The organism is Desulfovibrio desulfuricans, from assembly GCF_004801255.1.
Lineage (GTDB): Bacteria > Desulfobacterota > Desulfovibrionia > Desulfovibrionales > Desulfovibrionaceae > Desulfovibrio > Desulfovibrio desulfuricans_C.
Window position 1 is genome coordinate 1,622,568 of the sequence record NZ_CP036295.1, and the last position, 17,690, is coordinate 1,640,257.

Here is a 17,690-nt window from a genome sequence, read left to right on the forward strand (position 1 = left end):
CTTTTCTACCGGTGTATTTCTGCCCATGCACCGGCGTTAGACGGCGAAAACACGCTGACGTGCTTCGCATTGGGCGGCGATGCCCCCATGCCTGACCTGCAGAACTGACCGCAATCGCACATCATTTCCGCGCAGGGTTTAGCCGGAGACTACCGCAAAAGAATTCCTCAAGCCGTCCGTTGATGTTAAGACACAGGCCGCCTGACGTTCCTAAACCCGCCAGCCAGCCGCGCACGATGCGTTCATCGTCACGCAGCTCCACGTTCTCGCCGCGCCAGAGCAAGAGAGACTCCGCGCGTGATCTCCACCCCTCAGGAAAAGAGTGGCAACCAATATATGCCGAAAATATGCGTTTTACAAGGGTTTGCCATAGCTCTTCCGCCGTAGAATGGCCAAAATTGGTCGATTCGTGCAGATTTTTGAGGCATGTTGCTTCGAGGGCCGCGTCCGCGCGCATCTGCTCTGCTGGCGGAGCCCAGCAAACATTGATGCCTATGCCCGCCAGCAGCACGCCGCCCCGCTCTTCGAGCAAAATGCCTGCCACTTTTCGGGGTTTGTTGTCGTTGCCGCACACAACAAGGTCGTTGGGCCATTTGAGCTTGATGCGCCAGCCGTCCACGGCCAGTGCCTCGGCCAGCAGCGCGCCCACAGCAGGAGCCGCCGCCGAGCCGTCAAAGGGGGCGGTCAGGGGCAGCCGCAAGGCCGCGTACAGGTTGCCCGCAGGCGAATGCCACTGCCGTCTGAGCTGCCCGCGCCCTGCTGTCTGGCTGCAGACCTGCACGCTGTCCCAGGGTTCAAGCCAGCCGCGAGCCGCAAGGTTGACTGCAGTGTCAAGACACGAGCCAACCTGACCGAAGCGCCAGATGCGCGGTGTAAAATTTTTGTCCGCATCCTCGGCGGCGCTTCCCTCATGCCGGTGGCTATGGTATACTATGGACATGGAACTTTACCTCGTCGGCGGCGCAGTCCGCGACCTCTTGCTTGGGCGCGGGCCCACGGAACTGGACTATGCCTTTGCCGGGAGCATGGATGCTTTTATGGCCGCGCATGCAGACGCCATGTGCGTGGGAAAAAGCGTCAATGTCTGCCTGTGGCACGGGCGCGAATGCATGCCCCTGCGCGGCGGAACCCTTGCATCAGACCTTGCGGCCAGAGATCTCACCATAAATGCCGTGGCCCTCGACAGCTCAGGGCGGCTGCACATGCATCCCGCCGCGGTGGAAGACCTGCGCAACAGCATGCTGCGCCCGGCATCACCCAGCGCCTTTGCCGACGACCCTACCCGTATTTTCAGGCTGGCGCGGTTTGCCGCGCGCTGGCCCGACTGGCGCATAGCCCGCGAGGCTTTTACCCAGATGCGTGCCGTCAGCAGACAGCAGCTTGCGTCCATACCGCCCGAGAGAGTCGCGCGAGAAATGCTCAAAGCCCTGGCCGCTCCCCGTCCGGCGCGTTTTTTTCGCGTGCTGGCGCAGGGGGGCTGTCTTGAGCCCTGGTTTGAAGAGCACGAGCGCGCCCGGCACATTCCCGCCGGGCCCCCGCAGTGGCATGCCAACAGCGTGCTTGGGCACAGCCTGAGGTTGATGGACGAGCTTGCAGGCGATGTCCTGGCGGTGTGGATGGCCCTGTGTCATGACCTTGGAAAAATCGGCACAGACCCGGCCCTGCTGCCGCACCACTACGGGCATGAGGCACGGGGTGTGCCCTTTGTGCAGGCGCTGGCAAAACGTCTGCGTTTGCCCGCTGTCTACGCCAAAGCCGGAACCCTGGCTGCGGAAGAACACATGAAGGCGGGCATGTTCAGCGCGTTGCGGGCGGGCACACGTCGCGATCTGCTCTGGCGGGTAAATCAGCTGGGGCTTACGCAGCCCTTTTGGAAGCTTGCGGATGCTGACAGCAGTTCCGCCGTCAGCGCCCTAGCCTATCCCAGCCTTGAGGCCATTACAAACATACGCCTTCCGGAAGAATGGCGCAACCGGGGCGAAGATTCGGCCCGCAAGCTGCGTGAGCTGCAGTGCGCGGCTCTGGCAACGCTACGCAAAAAACAGGCCGTCTGACCCCAATGCCCTCCGCAATCTGCCGGCATTTTTGCGGCGTCACGCCAATGCTGCCGCCGCAGCCTGCATAAATACGGCGCTTGCCGCATCCATCCGTTCGCCGTGATCAAGCCCGCACAAATGGGCCATGCCGTGCGCCAGCAAACGCAGGGCATGCTCTGCGGGCTCCTGTCCGTACAGCAGGCATTCCCTGCGCAGCGTGTCCAGTGAAAACAAAAGTGAACCAGGGGCGTCGCAGCCACCCGGAAAAGAAAGCACATTGGTCGGGCCAGAGCAGCCCAGGCAACGCCTGTTTGCCGCGCTGATGGCGGCGTCATCCAGCAGGTGCAGTTCAACGGCCGACGGCGTGCTGGGCACGCTGGCCTTGCCGCATGCCGCCAGCATGGCTGCAAGGGCCGCCGCAAGCTGCCTTTTGTCCAGGGGCAAAAGCCACGCTGCTGCATAACGTCTGAAAATACAGACCCTTGCCTGCAAGTTAACCGGTTCGCCAGCGTGCATGGCCTCTATGCCTGCCCCTTATCTTCATTACTTGCAGCAGGATGTACAGGGGCGTCTGTTTTGCCGTTGGCCTTGGTTTCAGGCAAAGCTTTAAGATCTTGCGCGTGCGGGGTTTTATCACCGCACGGTTTGTCGCCGCAGGCCTTGTTATGCCCTGCGGGGGTCAGTACGGTTGCGCCCTGCGTGCCTGCGGCAGACGCGGCTGTAGTGCCGTTTTTGCCGTTGGCCTTGGCGGCGTCGATGCGGGCATCGGGGTAGGCAATACGCTGATGGAAAATACCCGTGAGAATGCGCTGGAAGTTTTCGCTCAGGAAGTGCAGATCCTTGAATGTCAGCTCGGACTCGTCCAGCTGGCCCTCAGAGAATATGCCCTTGATAATGGTGTCGATGTGCGTCTTGATGCGCGCGGGGGTAGGATCATTAAGGGTGCGGCTTGAAGCCTCCACCGAGTCGGCCAGCATGAGAATGGCGGCCTCCTTGGTTTGCGGGCGCGGCCCCACATAGCTGAAATCGGATTCGCGCGGCTTTTCGCCCAGGTTGATAGCCTTCTGGTAAAAAAAGCGTATGAGCCGCGTGCCATGGTGCTGGCTGATGATGTCGGCAATATCCTGTCCCAGCTTGTAGCGCTCGGCCAGTTCCGTACCTTTTTTGACGTGCGAAAGCAGAATGAGCGCGCTCATGGAGGGGGCAAGCTTGTCGTGCTTGTTGGGGCCGCCAAACTGGTTTTCAATAAAGTATTCGGGGTACGATAGCTTGCCCACGTCGTGATACAGGGCCGCCACCTTGCACAGCAGGCTATTGGCCCCTATGGCCTTGGCCCCGGCCTCCACCATGTTGGCCACCACAAGCGAGTGATGATAGGTGCCGGGCACTGTGACCATCAGCTCCTGCATGAGGGGCTGCTCGAGACTCATGAGCTCCATAAGGCGGAAGCGCGTGCTGTAGCCGAAAGAAATTTCAAGCACCGGGCTGACGGCAAACAGCAGTATGAGCGAAAGCACGCTGTTGATAAACACGGCCAGCAGCTGCATGGGCATGACGCCGGGAGCGCTGTGGGCCAGCAAAGTTGCGCCAAACCAGATGATGGACTGGCCGATGGTAAGCGGCACAATGCTCCAGACCACATCCTGTCGGCTCTGCGCATTGGTCACAAGCCACGTGGCCAGCATGCCGCCGAGAAAATGCAGCAAAAACAGTGAAAACTGCGCCTGAAACATGAGCATGGTAAAGAACGACAGCAATAGCGCCATGGTGCAGTAGCGCCGGGCCGCAAAAACCATGGCCACCAGACCTACCGCACCGGCTACCGGGTAGCCCACCGCCAGCGTATTAAGAAACGTAAGGCTGTCGTTGCGCATCCCCAGTACGTATACGGCCTTTGCCCCAACGCTGAAAAGCAGCAACAGCAGCGAGATAAGCAGCATGTCCTTGCAGCGCAGGGGAGTGCCGGGCTTGCCGCTGGGCGCGACAAAAAAACCGATGGAAAACACAAGCGAGCACAAGAACGCGCCTGCGGCGATGTCCCAGCGCATGGGGTCAGAGGCAGATTTGTACAGGGTCTGCAGTTTGATCTGCTGTTCGCGGCTGACGCGTTCGCCCTTGCGCAGGACAATCTCGCCCTTCTGTATCTGGTAGTACACAGGCTCAACCATGGACATGACGGCACTGCTGCGTTTTTGGGTCGATTCCCTGTTCAGCGTCAGCGACGAAGGCATGGTGGCGGAAAGCAGAATATTGATGGCCCGCCGCGATTGCGGGTTGAGAGTGGATACCTGCCGGATCTGGGCAGAAATTTCTGCCAGGTACGACTGCACGTCGGGCAGGTTGGTCACATCCGGGCGCAGCATTTCCGTGCTGGTATCCAGGTTGCGCACGATCACGCCTGAACGCTCTACACGGGCAGAGCGTATGTCGCCCACCAGACCCTCGGCCATGTGGTCGCGTATCTGGGGCAGCAGCACCTTGAGCAGATAGGTCTGGGCCTCGGGCTGCGCCAGTTCGGGCAAAATTTCATCGGCAACGGTGGGCGTCAGTTCTTCCACCAGTCGGTGCAGCGGCCCCTCGTGCCCGGCATGATAATCAATGCCGTTGTTGAGGCTGCGCATTATCTCCACAATACGGTTCTGAAACGCCGCAAAGGGTTCAAGGCTCAGATCGTAGACAGGCGGCTGCAGCAGCTGCACCTGTTTGCGCCTGGCCTTGGTGGCCTGCACGTCTTCCACCAGAATGTCGCGGTCGGCAATAACGTCCGACTCCGCAACCTGTCCCGCCACATAAACACGTGGCACGGCCTCAAAGTTGGCCCCTGCCAGCAAACCGATAAACAGCAGGGTAACCACCAGTACAGTAAGACCCAGACCGCAATGGTGTCGGGCGCGCAGCATTTGGATGAGTGCGAAGATGCTAGCTGGACGAGCCGTTTTTTTCTGCATTATCATAGGCGTTTACAATGGCTCCCACCAATGGATGACGCACAACGTCGGCCTTGGTGAAGTGGTGCACGGCGATGGTTGGGACTTTGGCAAGAATCTGCAGCGCATGGATCAGGCCGGAACGCGGGCGCTGCCCCCCGGGCTGCATGGGCAGATCGATCTGGGTGGTGTCGCCCGTCACGACCATGCGCGAACCAAACCCCATGCGGGTAAGAAACATCTTCATCTGTTCCTGCGTGGTGTTCTGCGCTTCGTCGAGGATGATAAAGGCATCGTTGAGCGTGCGGCCGCGCATAAAGGCCAGCGGCGCAACCTCAATGGAACCCACCTCAAGCATGGAGGCCACCTTGGGCTGGGGCATCATGTCATGCAGGGCGTCGTACAGAGGGCGAAGATAGGGGTTGACCTTGTCGGCCAGGTCGCCGGGCAAAAAGCCCAGCCGCTCGCCAGCCTCCACAGCCGGGCGGGTCAGCACGATGCGCTTGACCCTGTGCTGCTGAAACATGGAAAGCGCCATGGCGACGGCAAGGTATGTTTTGCCAGTGCCCGCAGGGCCCACGGCAAAAACAAGCTCGTTGCGCCGCAGCAGGTCAAGATAGGTGCGCTGGGCGACATTGCGGGCGCTAACGGTTTTGCGCGGGGTGTTGACGAATACGGCATCCTTGAAAATTTGTTCAAGGTTCAGGCCGGGATCGGCCCGCAGCATTTCATAGCTCCGGGCAATGTCCTGCTGGCTCAGGCTCAGGCCGCCGCGCAAAAGTTCGTACAGCTGCACAAACACGTTGCACAGCAGCTGACGCACGTCCATGTCGGGGCTTTCGATAAGAATGCTGGCGCCGCGGCTGCCTATAGAGGCCCCGCTGGCCGCAGCCAGCAGCTCAAGGTGCGCATTGTGCGGACCAAACAGCTGGTTGGCCAACGCAGGATCGTCGAATTCGACGGTCTCAAGCATGGAGGAATGTACTGCCATAGCCGCTCTCTAGCCTATTTCAGTTTGCCTGTCTATTGCAGGCTTCGACTGCCGGATGTTTTTCAACATGACGGGGTAACAGGTGCGCGGCTGACATGGCATATCATTGTGGCCTGAAATATGCATATTCATGTAAAAACATGCAGAACAGCCCCAATTCCACACGATTTAGGGCAAAAAATGCCGAGGAGTCACCATGAGCAGCGTATCGGGCGTCAGCAGCTATACAAGCGCACTGTACCAGTGGCAAAACCAGAAGCTGGGCACCTCTACCTCTGACAGCTCATCGTCTTCGGGTTCCAGCAGTTCTTCAAGCTCCCTGAGCCAGCTGCTCAGCGGCAACACGATGTCCAACCAGCTTTCCAGCATGGTTGAGCTGACCAAATACGCCATGAACGCCATGGGGCTCAAGAGCGACAGCCGCGTTACCTTCAGCCAGATTACCAAGTATCGCGAGCAGTTGAATACGGAATTCAACACCGCCGTTTCGGAGGGGTTGGCCAAACTGGGCGTCAGCGATCCTTCAGGCGTTACTTTCACTCTGGCAGCTGACGGTTCACTTACCGCCGCCAGCGCCAATGCCAACGATCAGGCCAACGTGCAGGCCTGGCTGAAAAAAAATACGACCATCGCCAAGGATTTGCGCACGGCCCTGACCACAGCGGGCATAAGCTCGAGCACTGCGGTCTCCATGACTGTGGACAGCACCGGCAAGCTGACGGCAGCCAGCAGCACCGACAGCTCGACCAAAGCCGCCATCCAGGCCGTACTGGACAAATCCACTCTTGGCAAAACACTGAGCACGGGCATGCAAAGCCTCGCTGTGAGCAGCGACGCCAAGTTTACCCTGCAAAGCAATGAGGACGGCAGCGTAACCGTGCAGAGCAGCGATGCCGCCACCAAGGCCGCAGTGCAGAGTTTTTTTGACAACAACTCCGCTCTGGTCAAAAAATTCAATCAGATTCAGGCGCTTTCGGGACTGGATGACGCCCGCAAGGCCATGCAGGTCTCGCCGTCCGACCTGCGCAAGCGCATTGAGGTGGAATCCATGGCCGCATGGTGGTCTGGCTCCGGCAACTCGTCCAGCTCTTTTGGCACATATGCTGACGGCAGCCTTTCCATGCTCTCGGGGCTCAACCTCAACGTTTGAGAACCCCGGAAAATTTGGCCGCAAGGCAAAAGAACAGCGGAGCTTTCGGCACTACCGGAAACTCCGCTGTTCTTGCAGTCTGCAAATTATGGACAGTTACAGCTTTTTGGCCAGCAGCTCGTTGACCAGGGCAGGATTGGCCTTGCCCTTGGTGGCGCGCATGATCTGGCCCACAAAAAAGCTGATGAGCTTGGTCTTGCCGCCCCGGTAGGCCTCAACCTCGGCGGGGTTGGCGGCAATAACCTCGTCCACTGCAGCCTCGAGCGCCGATGAGTCGGAAATCTGCGCAAGGCCTTTTTCTTTAACATAAGCTTCGGGCATGGCGCCCTGTTCAAAAAGATCGCCAAAGATATCGTTGGCGATCTTTGCGCTGATGGCGCCGCCGTCAACCAGGCGCACCAGTTCGGCCAGGGCTTCGGGCTTCATGGCCCAGGCGGAGGGGTCGGCCGCGTTCAGCCCCCGGGCATTGCACTCGCGCAGCAGCGGGCCAAGGACAAAATTGGCCACCTTTTTGGGATCGGCTTTAGCGGCGGCGGCTTCAAAAAAGTCTGCCAGCCCCCTGCTCTGCACCAGTACCTCAGCCTCTGCCTCGGGCAGACCGGCCATGGCCACAAAGCGGGCAACCCGGAGATGGGGCAGCTCGGGCAGTTCTGCCCGCCAGCGGTCCAGTTCTTCCTGCGTGATGTCTACGGGCAGGATGTCCGGGTCGGGAAAATAACGGTAGTCGTGAGCTTCTTCCTTGCTGCGCATGGAGGCCGTGGCGTTTTTAACGGCGTCGTACAGGCGTGTTTCCTGCACAACCTTGTCGCCGTCGTCGAGCACGTCCTGCTGGCGTGAAATTTCATATTCAATGGCGCGCTGCACATTGCGGAAGGAGTTGAGGTTTTTCAGCTCGGTACGGGTGCCAAAGGGTTCTGTGCCCGCAAGGCGCAGTGAAACGTTGGCGTCGCACCTGAAGCTGCCCTCTTCCATATTGCCGTCGCACACGCCAAGGTAGGTCACAATGCTGTACAGGGCCTTGAGGTAGGCCACTGCCTCGGCTGCGGAGCGCATGTCCGGCTCGGAAACAATTTCCACCAGCGGCGTACCCGCGCGGTTGAGGTCGACGTAGCTCAGGTTTTCGCCCTGGACGTGAATATTTTTGCCCGCGTCGTTTTCCATATGGATGCGGGTAATGCCCACGCGCCGGGTGCGACCGTCCACGCTTATTTCAAGGTGCCCGTGCTCGCAGATGGGCAGCTCGAACTGCGATATCTGGTAGCCTGCGGGCAGGTCGGGGTAAAAATAGTTTTTGCGGGCAAAGATGGAGCGGGTATTGATGGCGCAGTTGGTGGCCAGACCGACCATGGCCGCATAATGCACAGCCTGCCTGTTGGGCACGGGCAAGGCGCCGGGCATGCCTGAGCACACTTCGCAGACATTGGCGTTGGCGGGTTGCCCGAATGTGGTGGGGCAGGAACAGAACAGTTTGGAGGCCGTGGCCAGTTGCACATGCACTTCAAGGCCAATCACGGCTTCATAGGCGGCCATAGGTCAAATTACTCCCTCAAGCGGGGTCAGCCCCGTAGTTGCGCGGCAAAAGCGCCGCTATGCGTTAACGCGCCCGGTAACCCAAACATCCGGCAGCGGATGCTGCCCTTGAGACGCCTTGGCGTCAATGGGGGATGCTGGCATCAAAATATTTACCAACCCCGTACTCTCCCCTGCGGAAAAACCGCTGCGGGTCGGGGCCGATGATCTGCATTTCCCTGTTTTTGGACTGCACATCAAGGGCGATGCGCATCTCCTTGGTGCAACCGGTGGAAAAGGTCGAATCCTTGCCCGACCACTGCGGCGGAACCTTGCGCCCAAGCAGGGCAAAGCTTTCCTCGATGTCTTCAACGGTCTGAAACCGCCACACGTCGATATAGCCGCTGCGCTGCACCTGCTCCCACATATACATGAGGTCGTCGCCGTCCATGCCTTCAATGAAGTGTTCGGCGGGGTTGATTATCAGGATATTATCCATTTTTTTACGCAAATTGTCTATAAAGGCGCGCACAAGTTCCGTGGCTGTCGAGGTTTCGCCCGGTATGCTGCCGATGACGCAGCTGTAAAACATCACCGTGCGGCCCTGTTGCCTGGCCTCGCGCATGCCTTCTATGATGCTGGCGGACTGGGCGGCAATGTCGCTCTCGCTGAACTTGTGGGCGCACTCGGCATGGCGGCGCAGCTTGATGTGAAAGCCATGGTCGTCATGCCAGTAGCAGACCACGTCGCGGGTGTACTGGTGGCTGCTGCCCATGAGCACGTCCGCCACGCGCCAGCCCTTGCCCAGGATAAGGTCAGCCTCTTTCCACGCGCGTGAAAAGGTCACGGAAACCCGGTACAGATTGAGGCGCTCTCTCGTACCGTCGCCGATTACCACAAGCCGGTGCTCGCGCAGCTGGCGCAGCAGCTCGTTTTTGCTTAAGCGCGGCTCGTGCAGAACCTTGCCCTCGCCAAGCATGCGCGTTATGGCGGGGTCAAGCTCCATGTCTTCCAACGTTGGCGAGTAAAAAAAGAAGCCCGACTTTACGGCAAAAATAACCTTGTGCCCCATGCGTATGAGGCTGTTGGCCACAGACAGGTCAAAAACAGTGCCGCCGTCGGCATCGCACAAAAAAAGCACCGTGCCGGATTTGACCGCGCTGGCTTCAAAAAACTGCCGCAAATGGGCGCAGGCTTCCCGCGTCATGTCCATGGCAAGGCGCACGCTCTCGACGCTGGGCGGCGCGTCTATCCAGGGGCGGGACATGGCCGAGAGACACAGCAGCCGCGACAGCTCCACATAGTTGAGCATTCGTCTTGCCGTGGCTATGGAGTCGGCCATGGTCACTTCAGGCATGGCGGCAAGGTTGTCGCGCACGGGCGCTTCGCCGAGCATTTCCAGCTGCCGTCGGGTGGAGATGCGGCGCAGATGCCGCCAGGGGTCGTCCAGCTGGTTGCCCTGCGCAAGCACAAGGTCGGTCATTCGTTTGACCAACCGCGACGGTATAAGGGTATGTTGGGCAATATACTGGTTGAAGCGAAAACGGCAAAACTGCAAAATCCGCCTGCGTTTTTCGCCTTCAGGGGTAAAGGATCGCACCAGGCGCATAATGATGCGCCACGAACGGTTGTACTGGTTGCGCAGTTCTTTGGGCGGGGTTGGCCTGCACAGCAGCTTGAAGGTGTCGTCCGAGCACGGCAGGTACACCTGATTGCGTGCAAGGCTCACCATAAAGGACATCTGCTCCTGACTGGCGACAATATCCGGGTTCATGCCGTAGGCGATATTGTTGTCCATCAGCATGCTGTAGAGCCATGCGTCAAAACGGACATTTTCACCAAGCCTGAAATCGCTCACCTTGTCGACGCTGATGGCGCTGCTCATGCGTTTTCTCCGCATCTTGGGCAATCCGCGCCTTGCAAGGCAAAGCCACGTGAGCGCAGCCGTTCAAAAAAGGTGGTTCCCTTGCCAAGAAAGTGCACGGCGTTGGGCAGCCCGGCAACCGTCACAATGTCGCCCCGTTCGAGTTGCTGCCCTTCCTGCCCGTCAACAGTGATGAAGCAGTCGGTGGAACCCTGCAAAATCTGGAACGTGCACTCGGTATTGCCCGGAAACACCATGGGCGAAATACTGTTGAGAAAAGGGCAGACGGGCGTAATGGCCAGGGCGTTCATGGAGGGATGCAGCAGCGAGCCGCCCGCAGAAACACTGTAGCCCGAGCTGCCCACAGGCGTGGCCACAATAATGCCGTCGCCCCGCAGGGAACCCAGACGCTCGCCCGCAATATAGACGTCAAAAAGCACCAGGCGCGATAATGAACCGCGGCTCAAAACCACATCGTTGACGGCGCAACCGCTGGCGATTATTTCACCGTGGCGGGTCAGCGACCAGTCAAGGGCCATGCACGAGCGCACAGGTTCCGTACCGGTAAGGCATTCTTCAAGTTTTTCACGCCACTGCTCTGGCTGTGCGTCGGTCAAAAAGCCGATGCGCCCAAAGTTGATGCCCAGAACCGGCACCTTACGGCCCACAAGCCGGCGCGCCACGCCAAGCATGGTGCCGTCGCCGCCCAGAACGACCACAAAATCAAGCGGGGCGACGGCGTAGGCGGGAGAATCTGTGCCTGCGCAGACCACGCCCGTAACTTCATGGCCCTGTTGGCGCAGCCACAGGGCAGCCTCCCCGGCAAGGGCGGCGGCCTTTTCATGCCGGGCCTTGTAAACCAAAAGAATGTGTCGGCAGGTTGCGTTTTGCATACCTTTGCAAGTTACGTTATCAAGTCTGTTACCGCAAGCCTGTGGGCGCTTGTCAGTTGCGTGGGTTTGACATAAATACAAAGGCTTCGACATCACGCTTCGGCAGTTGTGAGCAGCATGCACGATACAGCCCTTGAAATTATTGAACAGCACGCCAGCCACGGGGCACGCCTGAGAGAGGAGTTCTTTCTTTCCCAAGGGGCCTGTCTGCGGCAGGCGGCATTGCGCGCGGCGGCCTGCCTGGCTACAGGCGGCAAAATACTGCTTTGCGGCAATGGCGGCAGCAGCGCTCTTGCGCAGCACCTTGCCGCAGAGTTTGTCAACAGGTTTTTTATGGACAGGCCCGCCCTGCCCGCTCTGGCTCTGTCAGCCGACGCCACCTCGCTTACGGCCATAGGCAGCGACCTGGATTTCAGCCAGATTTTTTCGCGTCAGGTAGAAGCCCTGGGGCGTCCCGGCGACATGCTGCTGGCCATTAGCGCCAGCGGCCATACCGCCAACATCACGGCCGCCATTACGGCGGCAAGGCATGCCGGGCTGCTTGTCCTGTGCCTGTGCGCCCCTGCAAGCGACATGGCCCGCCATTGCGATTTTGTTATCGAAACACCACAGGCGCAGCCCGAATTTGTTCAGGAGCTGCACCTTGCAGCCGGACACCTTTTTTGCCGGCTGACGGACTATTATCTTTTTGAAAATGCTGTCGCGCTGACCCCCTATCTGCAAAGCGGACACACAACCGAGGTTTGACCATGCCCATCTACGAGTATTCTTGCCAAAAATGCGGACGGGATTTTGAAGAACTGGTATTTGACGAAACCCCGCCCACCTGCCCGTATTGCGGCTCCAATGACACGCAAAAGTTCATGTCGTGCTGCGCCCGGCGCAGAAACGGCGCGGAAGGCGGCGAGTATGCGGCGTCAACCGGCGGTGGCGGCGGCTGCTCGGGATGTTCCGGCGGCAACTGCGCAAGCTGCGGGCATTAGGCGGTAGGCATGCGCAAGTCTTTAGTCATCGCCACACGCGGCAGCCAGCTGGCACTCTGGCAGGCAGAACACGTAAAAAACCGACTGCAGGCCCTGAACCCGGAACTGATCGTTGACCTGGTCGTCATCAAAACCAAGGGCGACATCATTCAGGATGTGCCCCTGGCGCAGGTGGGCGGCAAGGGGCTGTTTGTCAAGGAAATTGAAGAAACCCTGCTCGACAACCGCGCCGACCTTGCCGTGCACAGCATCAAGGACGTGCCCATGGAGCTGCCGCAAGGGCTTATACTTGGCTGCATTCCCAGGCGCGAGACCCCGACGGACTGCATGCTTTCGTGCAAGTACGCCACTCTTGACGAGTTGCCGCAGGGCGCGTGCGTGGGCACAAGCAGCCTGCGCCGTCAGGCCCAGCTGCTGGCCCTGCGCCCCGACCTGCGCATTGAAAGCCTGCGCGGCAATGTCGACACTCGCCTGCGCAAGCTGCACGAAGGCGTGTACGACGCCATTATGCTTGCCTCGGCCGGTATGAACCGCCTCGGGCTGCGCGCGCCCTGCATGCACGCCCTGGACCCGCACACATTTTTGCCCGCAGTGGGCCAGGGCGCCATTGGCATTGAATGCCGCGAGGACGACTACGAGCTCTTTACCCTGATGGCCGAGATAGAAGACACGCCCACCCGCGTGTGCGTCGAGGCAGAACGCGGCTTTCTTGCGGGGCTTGAGGGCGGCTGTCAGGTTCCCATTGCCGGTCACGCCCGGCTTGAAAACGACGATACCCTTGTTCTTGAAGGTCTGGTGGCGGAGGTTGACGGCAGCCGGATACTGCGCGAGGCGCAGCGCGGTCACACCTCACAGGCCCGTCAGGTAGGTCTTGAACTGGCCGACAAACTTCTTGCCAGAGGCGGCCGCGCCATTCTGGAAAAACTTTACCAACAATAGATCCCTTATGCCAACTATCGCTCCCCTGCCCGCGTCACGTCTGCACGCCACGTTTGATCCTGCCCGCATCCCCTGGGATTCGAGCAAGGATATTCCACTGCCGCGTAACGGGCGACAGAATCCCTTTCAGCCTCGGGCCATGCAAGCTCTTGACCTTGCCCTGCAGATTCAGACCGAGGGCTACAACATTTACCTTTCTGGCGAGCCAGACCTTGGCCGCAGCCACATGCTGCTGAACTACCTTGGCCCGCAGGCCAAAAAGGCCAAAACGCCCGACGATCTCGTCTACGTGCACAATTTTTCAGACCCTGACAGACCCTGTCTTTTTGCCCTGCCCACCGGCATGGGTAAAAAGTTCAAGCAACACCTTAAAGAACTGATTGAGCACATCCGCGATGATCTGCCCCGCCGTTTTGAGGCCAGTACCTTTGTAAAGCGCCGCGCCAAGCTGATGGACAACTTTCAGAACGCCCGCATGGGCCTGCTGCGCAAAATGAATTCCGTGGCCGTGGACAAGGGTTTTAACCTTGATATGGACGAGAGCGGCGGTCTTACCCTGCACCCGCTGGTGGAAGGCAAGCGCCTGAGCGAAGAAGAATTCGACAAGCTTGACACGACCCTGCGCCTCAGCCTCAAAAGCCGGGGCGACAACCTTGTGCAGGCCATGTCGGGCTTTATGCGCCAGCTGAACAAGGCGGAAGAGAGCTTTCAGGACGACGAGCGCGGGCTTGAACAGGACGCCATGAACCAGGTGCTCTCCTCATCCTTTACGCAGCTTGAACAGCGTATGCTCAAGGCCTGCCCGGTCAAGGGACTCGACGCCTATTTTGCGGCTCTGCGCGAAGATATCCTCAAGAATACCGATGCGTTTTTGCAGCGCGACGGCGGCGCTGGCCCCATGGGCGACATGCACGGCGGGCCTTCGGCCGATGCGGTGCTGTACCGGTACGAGGTCAACCTGCTGGTGGACAACAGCGGCCTCGACGGCGCGCCCATTGTGGTCGAAGACCACCCCACGGCCGTCAACCTGCTGGGCTGCGTCGAGCGCGAATCTGAAATGGGCGCGCTGGTCACAGACTTTACGCTGATCCGCGCGGGCAGCATCCACAAGGCCAACGGAGGCTTTCTGGTACTGCACATCGAGGATCTGCTGCAGCACCCCAACGCCTGGGAAGGCCTGCTCCGCGCCCTGCGCTCCAACATGGCCCGGATTGAAGACTTTGGTGAAGGGCCGGATACGCCCATCCGCACCAAGGGCATCAATCCCGAACCCTTGCCCCTGAACCTCAAGGTAGTGCTGATCGGCGACGAAGAACTGTACGAAGGCCTGCTCGTCAACGACGACCGCTTTGCAAAGCTCTTTCGCATCAAGGCCCACATGGCCGACTCGACCGAGCGCGGCGCTGCCACCATACGGGCCTACCTTGGGCACATTGCCACCATCATCAAGGAGACAGACCTGCCCTGTTTTGACCGCACGGCCCTGGCCTGGCTCATCGACCTTGGCTCGCACATCTGCGAAGACCAGCGCCGTCTTTCGCTGCGTTTTCCCGAGCTGCGCGAGCTTATGATTGAAGCGGCGGCGCTGGCCCGCATGCAAAAGCAGGAATACATCAGCGCCCCTGTGCTCGAAGAGGCCTATGCCGCGCGCGTCTACCGGGCCAACCTGGTGGAAGAAATCTACATGGAGGAATACGACCGCGACATGATCAAGGTGCAGACCTCTGGTCAGGCTATCGGTCAGGTCAACGGTCTTTCGGTAACATGGCACGGCGACTTTGAATTTGGCCTGCCGCACCGCATCTCCTGTACAGTGGGCGTCGGTCACGAGGGCATCATCGACCTTGAGCGCGAGGCCGAGCTTGGCGGCCCCATCCACACCAAGGCCATGATGATATTAAAGAGTTACCTGACCGATCTTTTTGCGCGAAAAAAGCCGCTGGTGCTCTCGGGCTCGCTCTACTTCGAGCAGAGTTACGCGGGCATCGAGGGCGACAGCGCTTCTGGCGCGGAGCTTGTGGCGTTGCTCTCGGCCATTGCAGATGTGCCGGTGCGTCTTGATCTGGCCTTTACCGGCGCGGTAAGCCAAACCGGACAGATAATGGCCGTGGGCGGCGTTACCCGCAAAATCGAGGGCTTTTACAACGTCTGCGCGCGGCAGGGTCTCACCGGCACGCAGGGAGTGATCATTCCCTACGACAATGTCGATCACCTCATGCTTGCGCCCAGCGTAATAAAGGCGGTTGAAAACAAACAGTTTGCCATCTACCCTGTACGCCGCATAGAGGAGGCCCTTGCACTGCTGACGGGTATCGCTGTGGGCCGCAGGCTCAAAAACAACGGCTTTACAAGGGGCAGCCTGTACGACAAGGTGGATACAAGGCTTGAACAGTTGGGTGTGTATGCGCAAAGAGCTTTCAGGCGCAGCAAAAAAACCAAGGACGCCTAGCGGGGCTGCGACTGTTCAAAAGACAAACGCGTAACCGCTGCAGTATAATAACCCCACACATATCTTGACTTTTGCCATCGGATGTGTAATGGGGTCAACGCATGGAAGTTCCTTATGCCTCACTCTAACCCAGCAAAAGCCGTGATGAACAAAAACAAGAAAGAAGCGTTGCTGCAGGCCGCCAAAGACCTTTTTGGCGAATGCGGGTATGTGGAAACCACCTTCAAGAAAATCTCTGACAAAGCCGGCGTTGCCCTTGGTCTGCTTACGCACCATTATGGCAACAAGGAAAAACTGTTTCTCGCTTCCGGGCTGGATGTTCTTGAACGCTTTCTTGTAAAGCTGCGCGCCGCCACGGCCGAGGCCACATGCGGTTATGACGGCGTAATGCGTTTTTGCAAGGCATACCTCGATTTTTCTATCGACAAGGATTCCAACTTGTTGGTGCTTGTGCGCTGCTCGCCCTACAGCGACATGAAGACCAAGACCGACCGCGACATCATGGATTCCATGTTTTCGCAGGTGCACAGCGAGCTTGAGCGCGTCATGGCCAAGGGCGTGGAAGACGGCAGCATTAAAAAGCTGGACAGCACGAGCACCTCGCAGGTGATCATCTCGTTGATGGTCGGTTCAAACCGTACCCGCGTGCTTACCCCCTATGCCGTGCCCACCCTTTATGAAGACGTGCTTGAGTTTATTTCGCGTTCCATCAAGGCATAGCAACTTGTTTTCCGTATAAGCCACGGCCGCCGGTTGAACAGACCGGCGGCTTTTTTTACACCCTGCGCGCGGCGCGAGGGCGTTCAACTGCGGTATGCCCTGCGCGGGCTCTCTTTGGGGCTTTGCGGGGCTCACCGGGCAATAAGGCTTGCCGACTCCCTGCGCTTTGCAGTAAATACGAAATGTTCAGGGTACATTATCCGCGAGTGATCAGTCCAATCCGCCGCTCTTTCGCGCGGATTGCCGGGAGCTCTGGGCAGACATGCCATGGCGCTCGTAGACTCAACCCTTTTTGAGGAGACGGTTTTATGCAAAGGCTTGCGAGCATCCCTCTGTGCTTCTTTCTTGCTGCGGGCTTGTTGGTCTCTGGCTGCACCAGCCAATATGGTGATCAAAAGACCAAGGTCAACTATTATCCTCAGTGCTATCAGCCTGTTAATCAGCTGCGGCAAGACGAAAACAGCACAGGCAAAAGCACGGCGGCTGGCGCCGTGGGCGGTGCGTTGCTGGGTGCGCTCATAGGCGGCCTGGCCACAGGCAAGGCCAGCGGGGCTGTCGCCGGAGCCGTGGCGGGCGGCGCTGCGGGCGCTGTTGCGGGCAACGTATACGGCAAATCCAAGGCGCAGGATCGTGATGCCGCCTATCTGCATCAGTACAGCCAGCAGCTCGGCAGCGAAACTGCCAGCATGAACCGCTCCACTGCCGCCGCCAAGGTTGCGGCCAAGTGCTACGACGAACAGTTCAAGCTTGCCGCCAACCAGTTCAAGGCCGGTCAGATATCGCGCATCGAATTTCAGGACAGGTACAACGAAATTCGCAGCGGTCTTGAAGAAACCTCGTTTATCCTCAACAATACGGCCACAACCATGGCCAAAAAAGACAGCGAATATCAGCAGGCCCTTGCCGAGCCCTATACATCGGCGCAGCCCGCAACGACCACGACCTCCAGCTCATCCGGCGCGGCCAAGTTCAAAAAGGGCGCTGCAGCCCAAAAGAGCACGCCCGCACCGGCTGCCAGCGCTTCGCGCACGCCGGAACAAAACAAGGTGGCCACCCAGGCTGCGGAATGGAAGTCCTCGCGCGAAGATCTTGAAAATACCCGCCATGACGTCAACTCGCGCATGTCCAGCTACGAAGAAACCGTCAACAACCTGCTTGGATAACTATGCCGCCGCGTTGCCGCCATTTGTCGTGGCGGCAACGCGGTATTTTACTGCGCCGCATACCGC

15 protein-coding genes are annotated in these 17,690 nt (G+C 59.2%); 8 read left to right on the forward strand and 7 right to left on the reverse strand.

Annotation, left to right across the window (positions count from 1 at the left end; translation table 11 throughout):
• Nucleotides 1-121: 121 nt before the first annotated feature.
• Nucleotides 122-940 (reverse strand): biotin--[acetyl-CoA-carboxylase] ligase, encoded by an 819-nt coding sequence (locus tag DDIC_RS06780; RefSeq protein WP_136399741.1) that lies wholly within the window; start codon nucleotides 938-940, stop codon nucleotides 122-124.
• Between DDIC_RS06780 and DDIC_RS06785 the strand changes: the two genes are divergently transcribed.
• Nucleotides 933-2,054 carry a polynucleotide adenylyltransferase gene (locus DDIC_RS06785; protein ID WP_247647583.1) on the forward strand — a complete coding sequence of 374 codons (1,122 nt, stop codon included), beginning with the start codon at nucleotides 933-935 and terminating at the stop codon, nucleotides 2,052-2,054. The genes DDIC_RS06780 and DDIC_RS06785 overlap by 8 nt on opposite strands.
• Nucleotides 2,055-2,093: 39 nt before the next feature.
• Here DDIC_RS06785 and ybeY read toward each other — a convergent pair whose 3' ends face one another.
• Genes ybeY through DDIC_RS06800 form a run of 3 tightly spaced genes read right to left on the reverse strand, consistent with a single transcriptional unit; the run spans nucleotide 2,094 to nucleotide 5,954 of the window.
• Nucleotides 2,094-2,552 carry an rRNA maturation RNase YbeY gene (ybeY, locus tag DDIC_RS06790; RefSeq protein ID WP_136399742.1) on the reverse strand — a complete coding sequence of 153 codons (459 nt, stop codon included), beginning with the start codon at nucleotides 2,550-2,552 and terminating at the stop codon, nucleotides 2,094-2,096.
• A gap of 5 nt (nucleotides 2,553-2,557) precedes the next feature.
• Nucleotides 2,558-4,936 carry an HD family phosphohydrolase gene (locus DDIC_RS06795; RefSeq protein ID WP_247647584.1) on the reverse strand — a complete coding sequence of 793 codons (2,379 nt, stop codon included), beginning with the start codon at nucleotides 4,934-4,936 and terminating at the stop codon, nucleotides 2,558-2,560.
• Nucleotides 4,937-4,955: 19 nt separating this feature from the next.
• Complete coding sequence (locus tag DDIC_RS06800) at nucleotides 4,956-5,954, reverse strand: PhoH family protein (protein WP_136399744.1); 999 nt, start codon at nucleotides 5,952-5,954, stop codon at nucleotides 4,956-4,958.
• A gap of 196 nt (nucleotides 5,955-6,150) precedes the next feature.
• On the opposite strand from DDIC_RS06800, the gene DDIC_RS06805 reads away from it, so the two are divergent.
• Entirely contained in the window at nucleotides 6,151-7,104 is a 954-nt protein-coding gene (locus DDIC_RS06805; protein WP_136399745.1) for a hypothetical protein, read from the forward strand.
• A gap of 96 nt (nucleotides 7,105-7,200) precedes the next feature.
• On the opposite strand, the gene gatB is transcribed toward DDIC_RS06805, so the two are convergent.
• The 3 genes from gatB to DDIC_RS06820 form a co-directional block, all read right to left on the reverse strand.
• Nucleotides 7,201-8,634, reverse strand: coding sequence for an Asp-tRNA(Asn)/Glu-tRNA(Gln) amidotransferase subunit GatB (gene gatB, locus DDIC_RS06810; protein ID WP_136399746.1), 1,434 nt, complete (start codon nucleotides 8,632-8,634; stop codon nucleotides 7,201-7,203).
• 124 nt (nucleotides 8,635-8,758) lie between these two features.
• The gene (locus tag DDIC_RS06815; protein ID WP_136399747.1) at nucleotides 8,759-10,498 is read right to left on the reverse strand and encodes a protein-glutamate O-methyltransferase family protein; all 1,740 of its coding nucleotides are present in this window, start codon (nucleotides 10,496-10,498) and stop codon (nucleotides 8,759-8,761) included.
• Nucleotides 10,495-11,370 (reverse strand): NAD(+)/NADH kinase, encoded by an 876-nt coding sequence (locus tag DDIC_RS06820; RefSeq protein ID WP_136399748.1) that lies wholly within the window; start codon nucleotides 11,368-11,370, stop codon nucleotides 10,495-10,497. The genes DDIC_RS06815 and DDIC_RS06820 overlap by 4 nt, the downstream gene beginning before the upstream one ends.
• Nucleotides 11,371-11,487: 117 nt before the next feature.
• On the opposite strand from DDIC_RS06820, the gene DDIC_RS06825 reads away from it, so the two are divergent.
• The 6 genes from DDIC_RS06825 to DDIC_RS06850 all read left to right on the forward strand — a co-directional run bounded on the left by DDIC_RS06825 (nucleotide 11,488) and on the right by DDIC_RS06850 (nucleotide 17,624).
• A complete protein-coding gene (locus DDIC_RS06825; protein WP_136399749.1) occupies nucleotides 11,488-12,117 on the forward strand; it encodes an SIS domain-containing protein in 630 nt (209 codons plus the stop codon).
• A 2-nt stretch (nucleotides 12,118-12,119) separates the two neighbouring features.
• Entirely contained in the window at nucleotides 12,120-12,353 is a 234-nt protein-coding gene (locus DDIC_RS06830) for an FmdB family zinc ribbon protein (protein ID WP_136399750.1), read from the forward strand.
• A 9-nt stretch (nucleotides 12,354-12,362) separates the two neighbouring features.
• Nucleotides 12,363-13,292 carry a hydroxymethylbilane synthase gene (hemC, locus tag DDIC_RS06835; protein WP_136399751.1) on the forward strand — a complete coding sequence of 310 codons (930 nt, stop codon included), beginning with the start codon at nucleotides 12,363-12,365 and terminating at the stop codon, nucleotides 13,290-13,292.
• Nucleotides 13,293-13,299: 7 nt separating this feature from the next.
• The gene (locus DDIC_RS06840; protein ID WP_136399752.1) at nucleotides 13,300-15,741 is read left to right on the forward strand and encodes a Lon protease family protein; all 2,442 of its coding nucleotides are present in this window, start codon (nucleotides 13,300-13,302) and stop codon (nucleotides 15,739-15,741) included.
• A gap of 144 nt (nucleotides 15,742-15,885) precedes the next feature.
• On the forward strand, nucleotides 15,886-16,461 hold the full coding sequence (locus DDIC_RS06845) for a TetR/AcrR family transcriptional regulator (RefSeq protein ID WP_136401051.1): 576 nt from the start codon (nucleotides 15,886-15,888) through the stop codon (nucleotides 16,459-16,461).
• 308 nt (nucleotides 16,462-16,769) lie between these two features.
• A complete protein-coding gene (locus DDIC_RS06850; protein ID WP_136399753.1) occupies nucleotides 16,770-17,624 on the forward strand; it encodes a hypothetical protein in 855 nt (284 codons plus the stop codon).
• Nucleotides 17,625-17,690 lie beyond the last annotated feature (66 nt).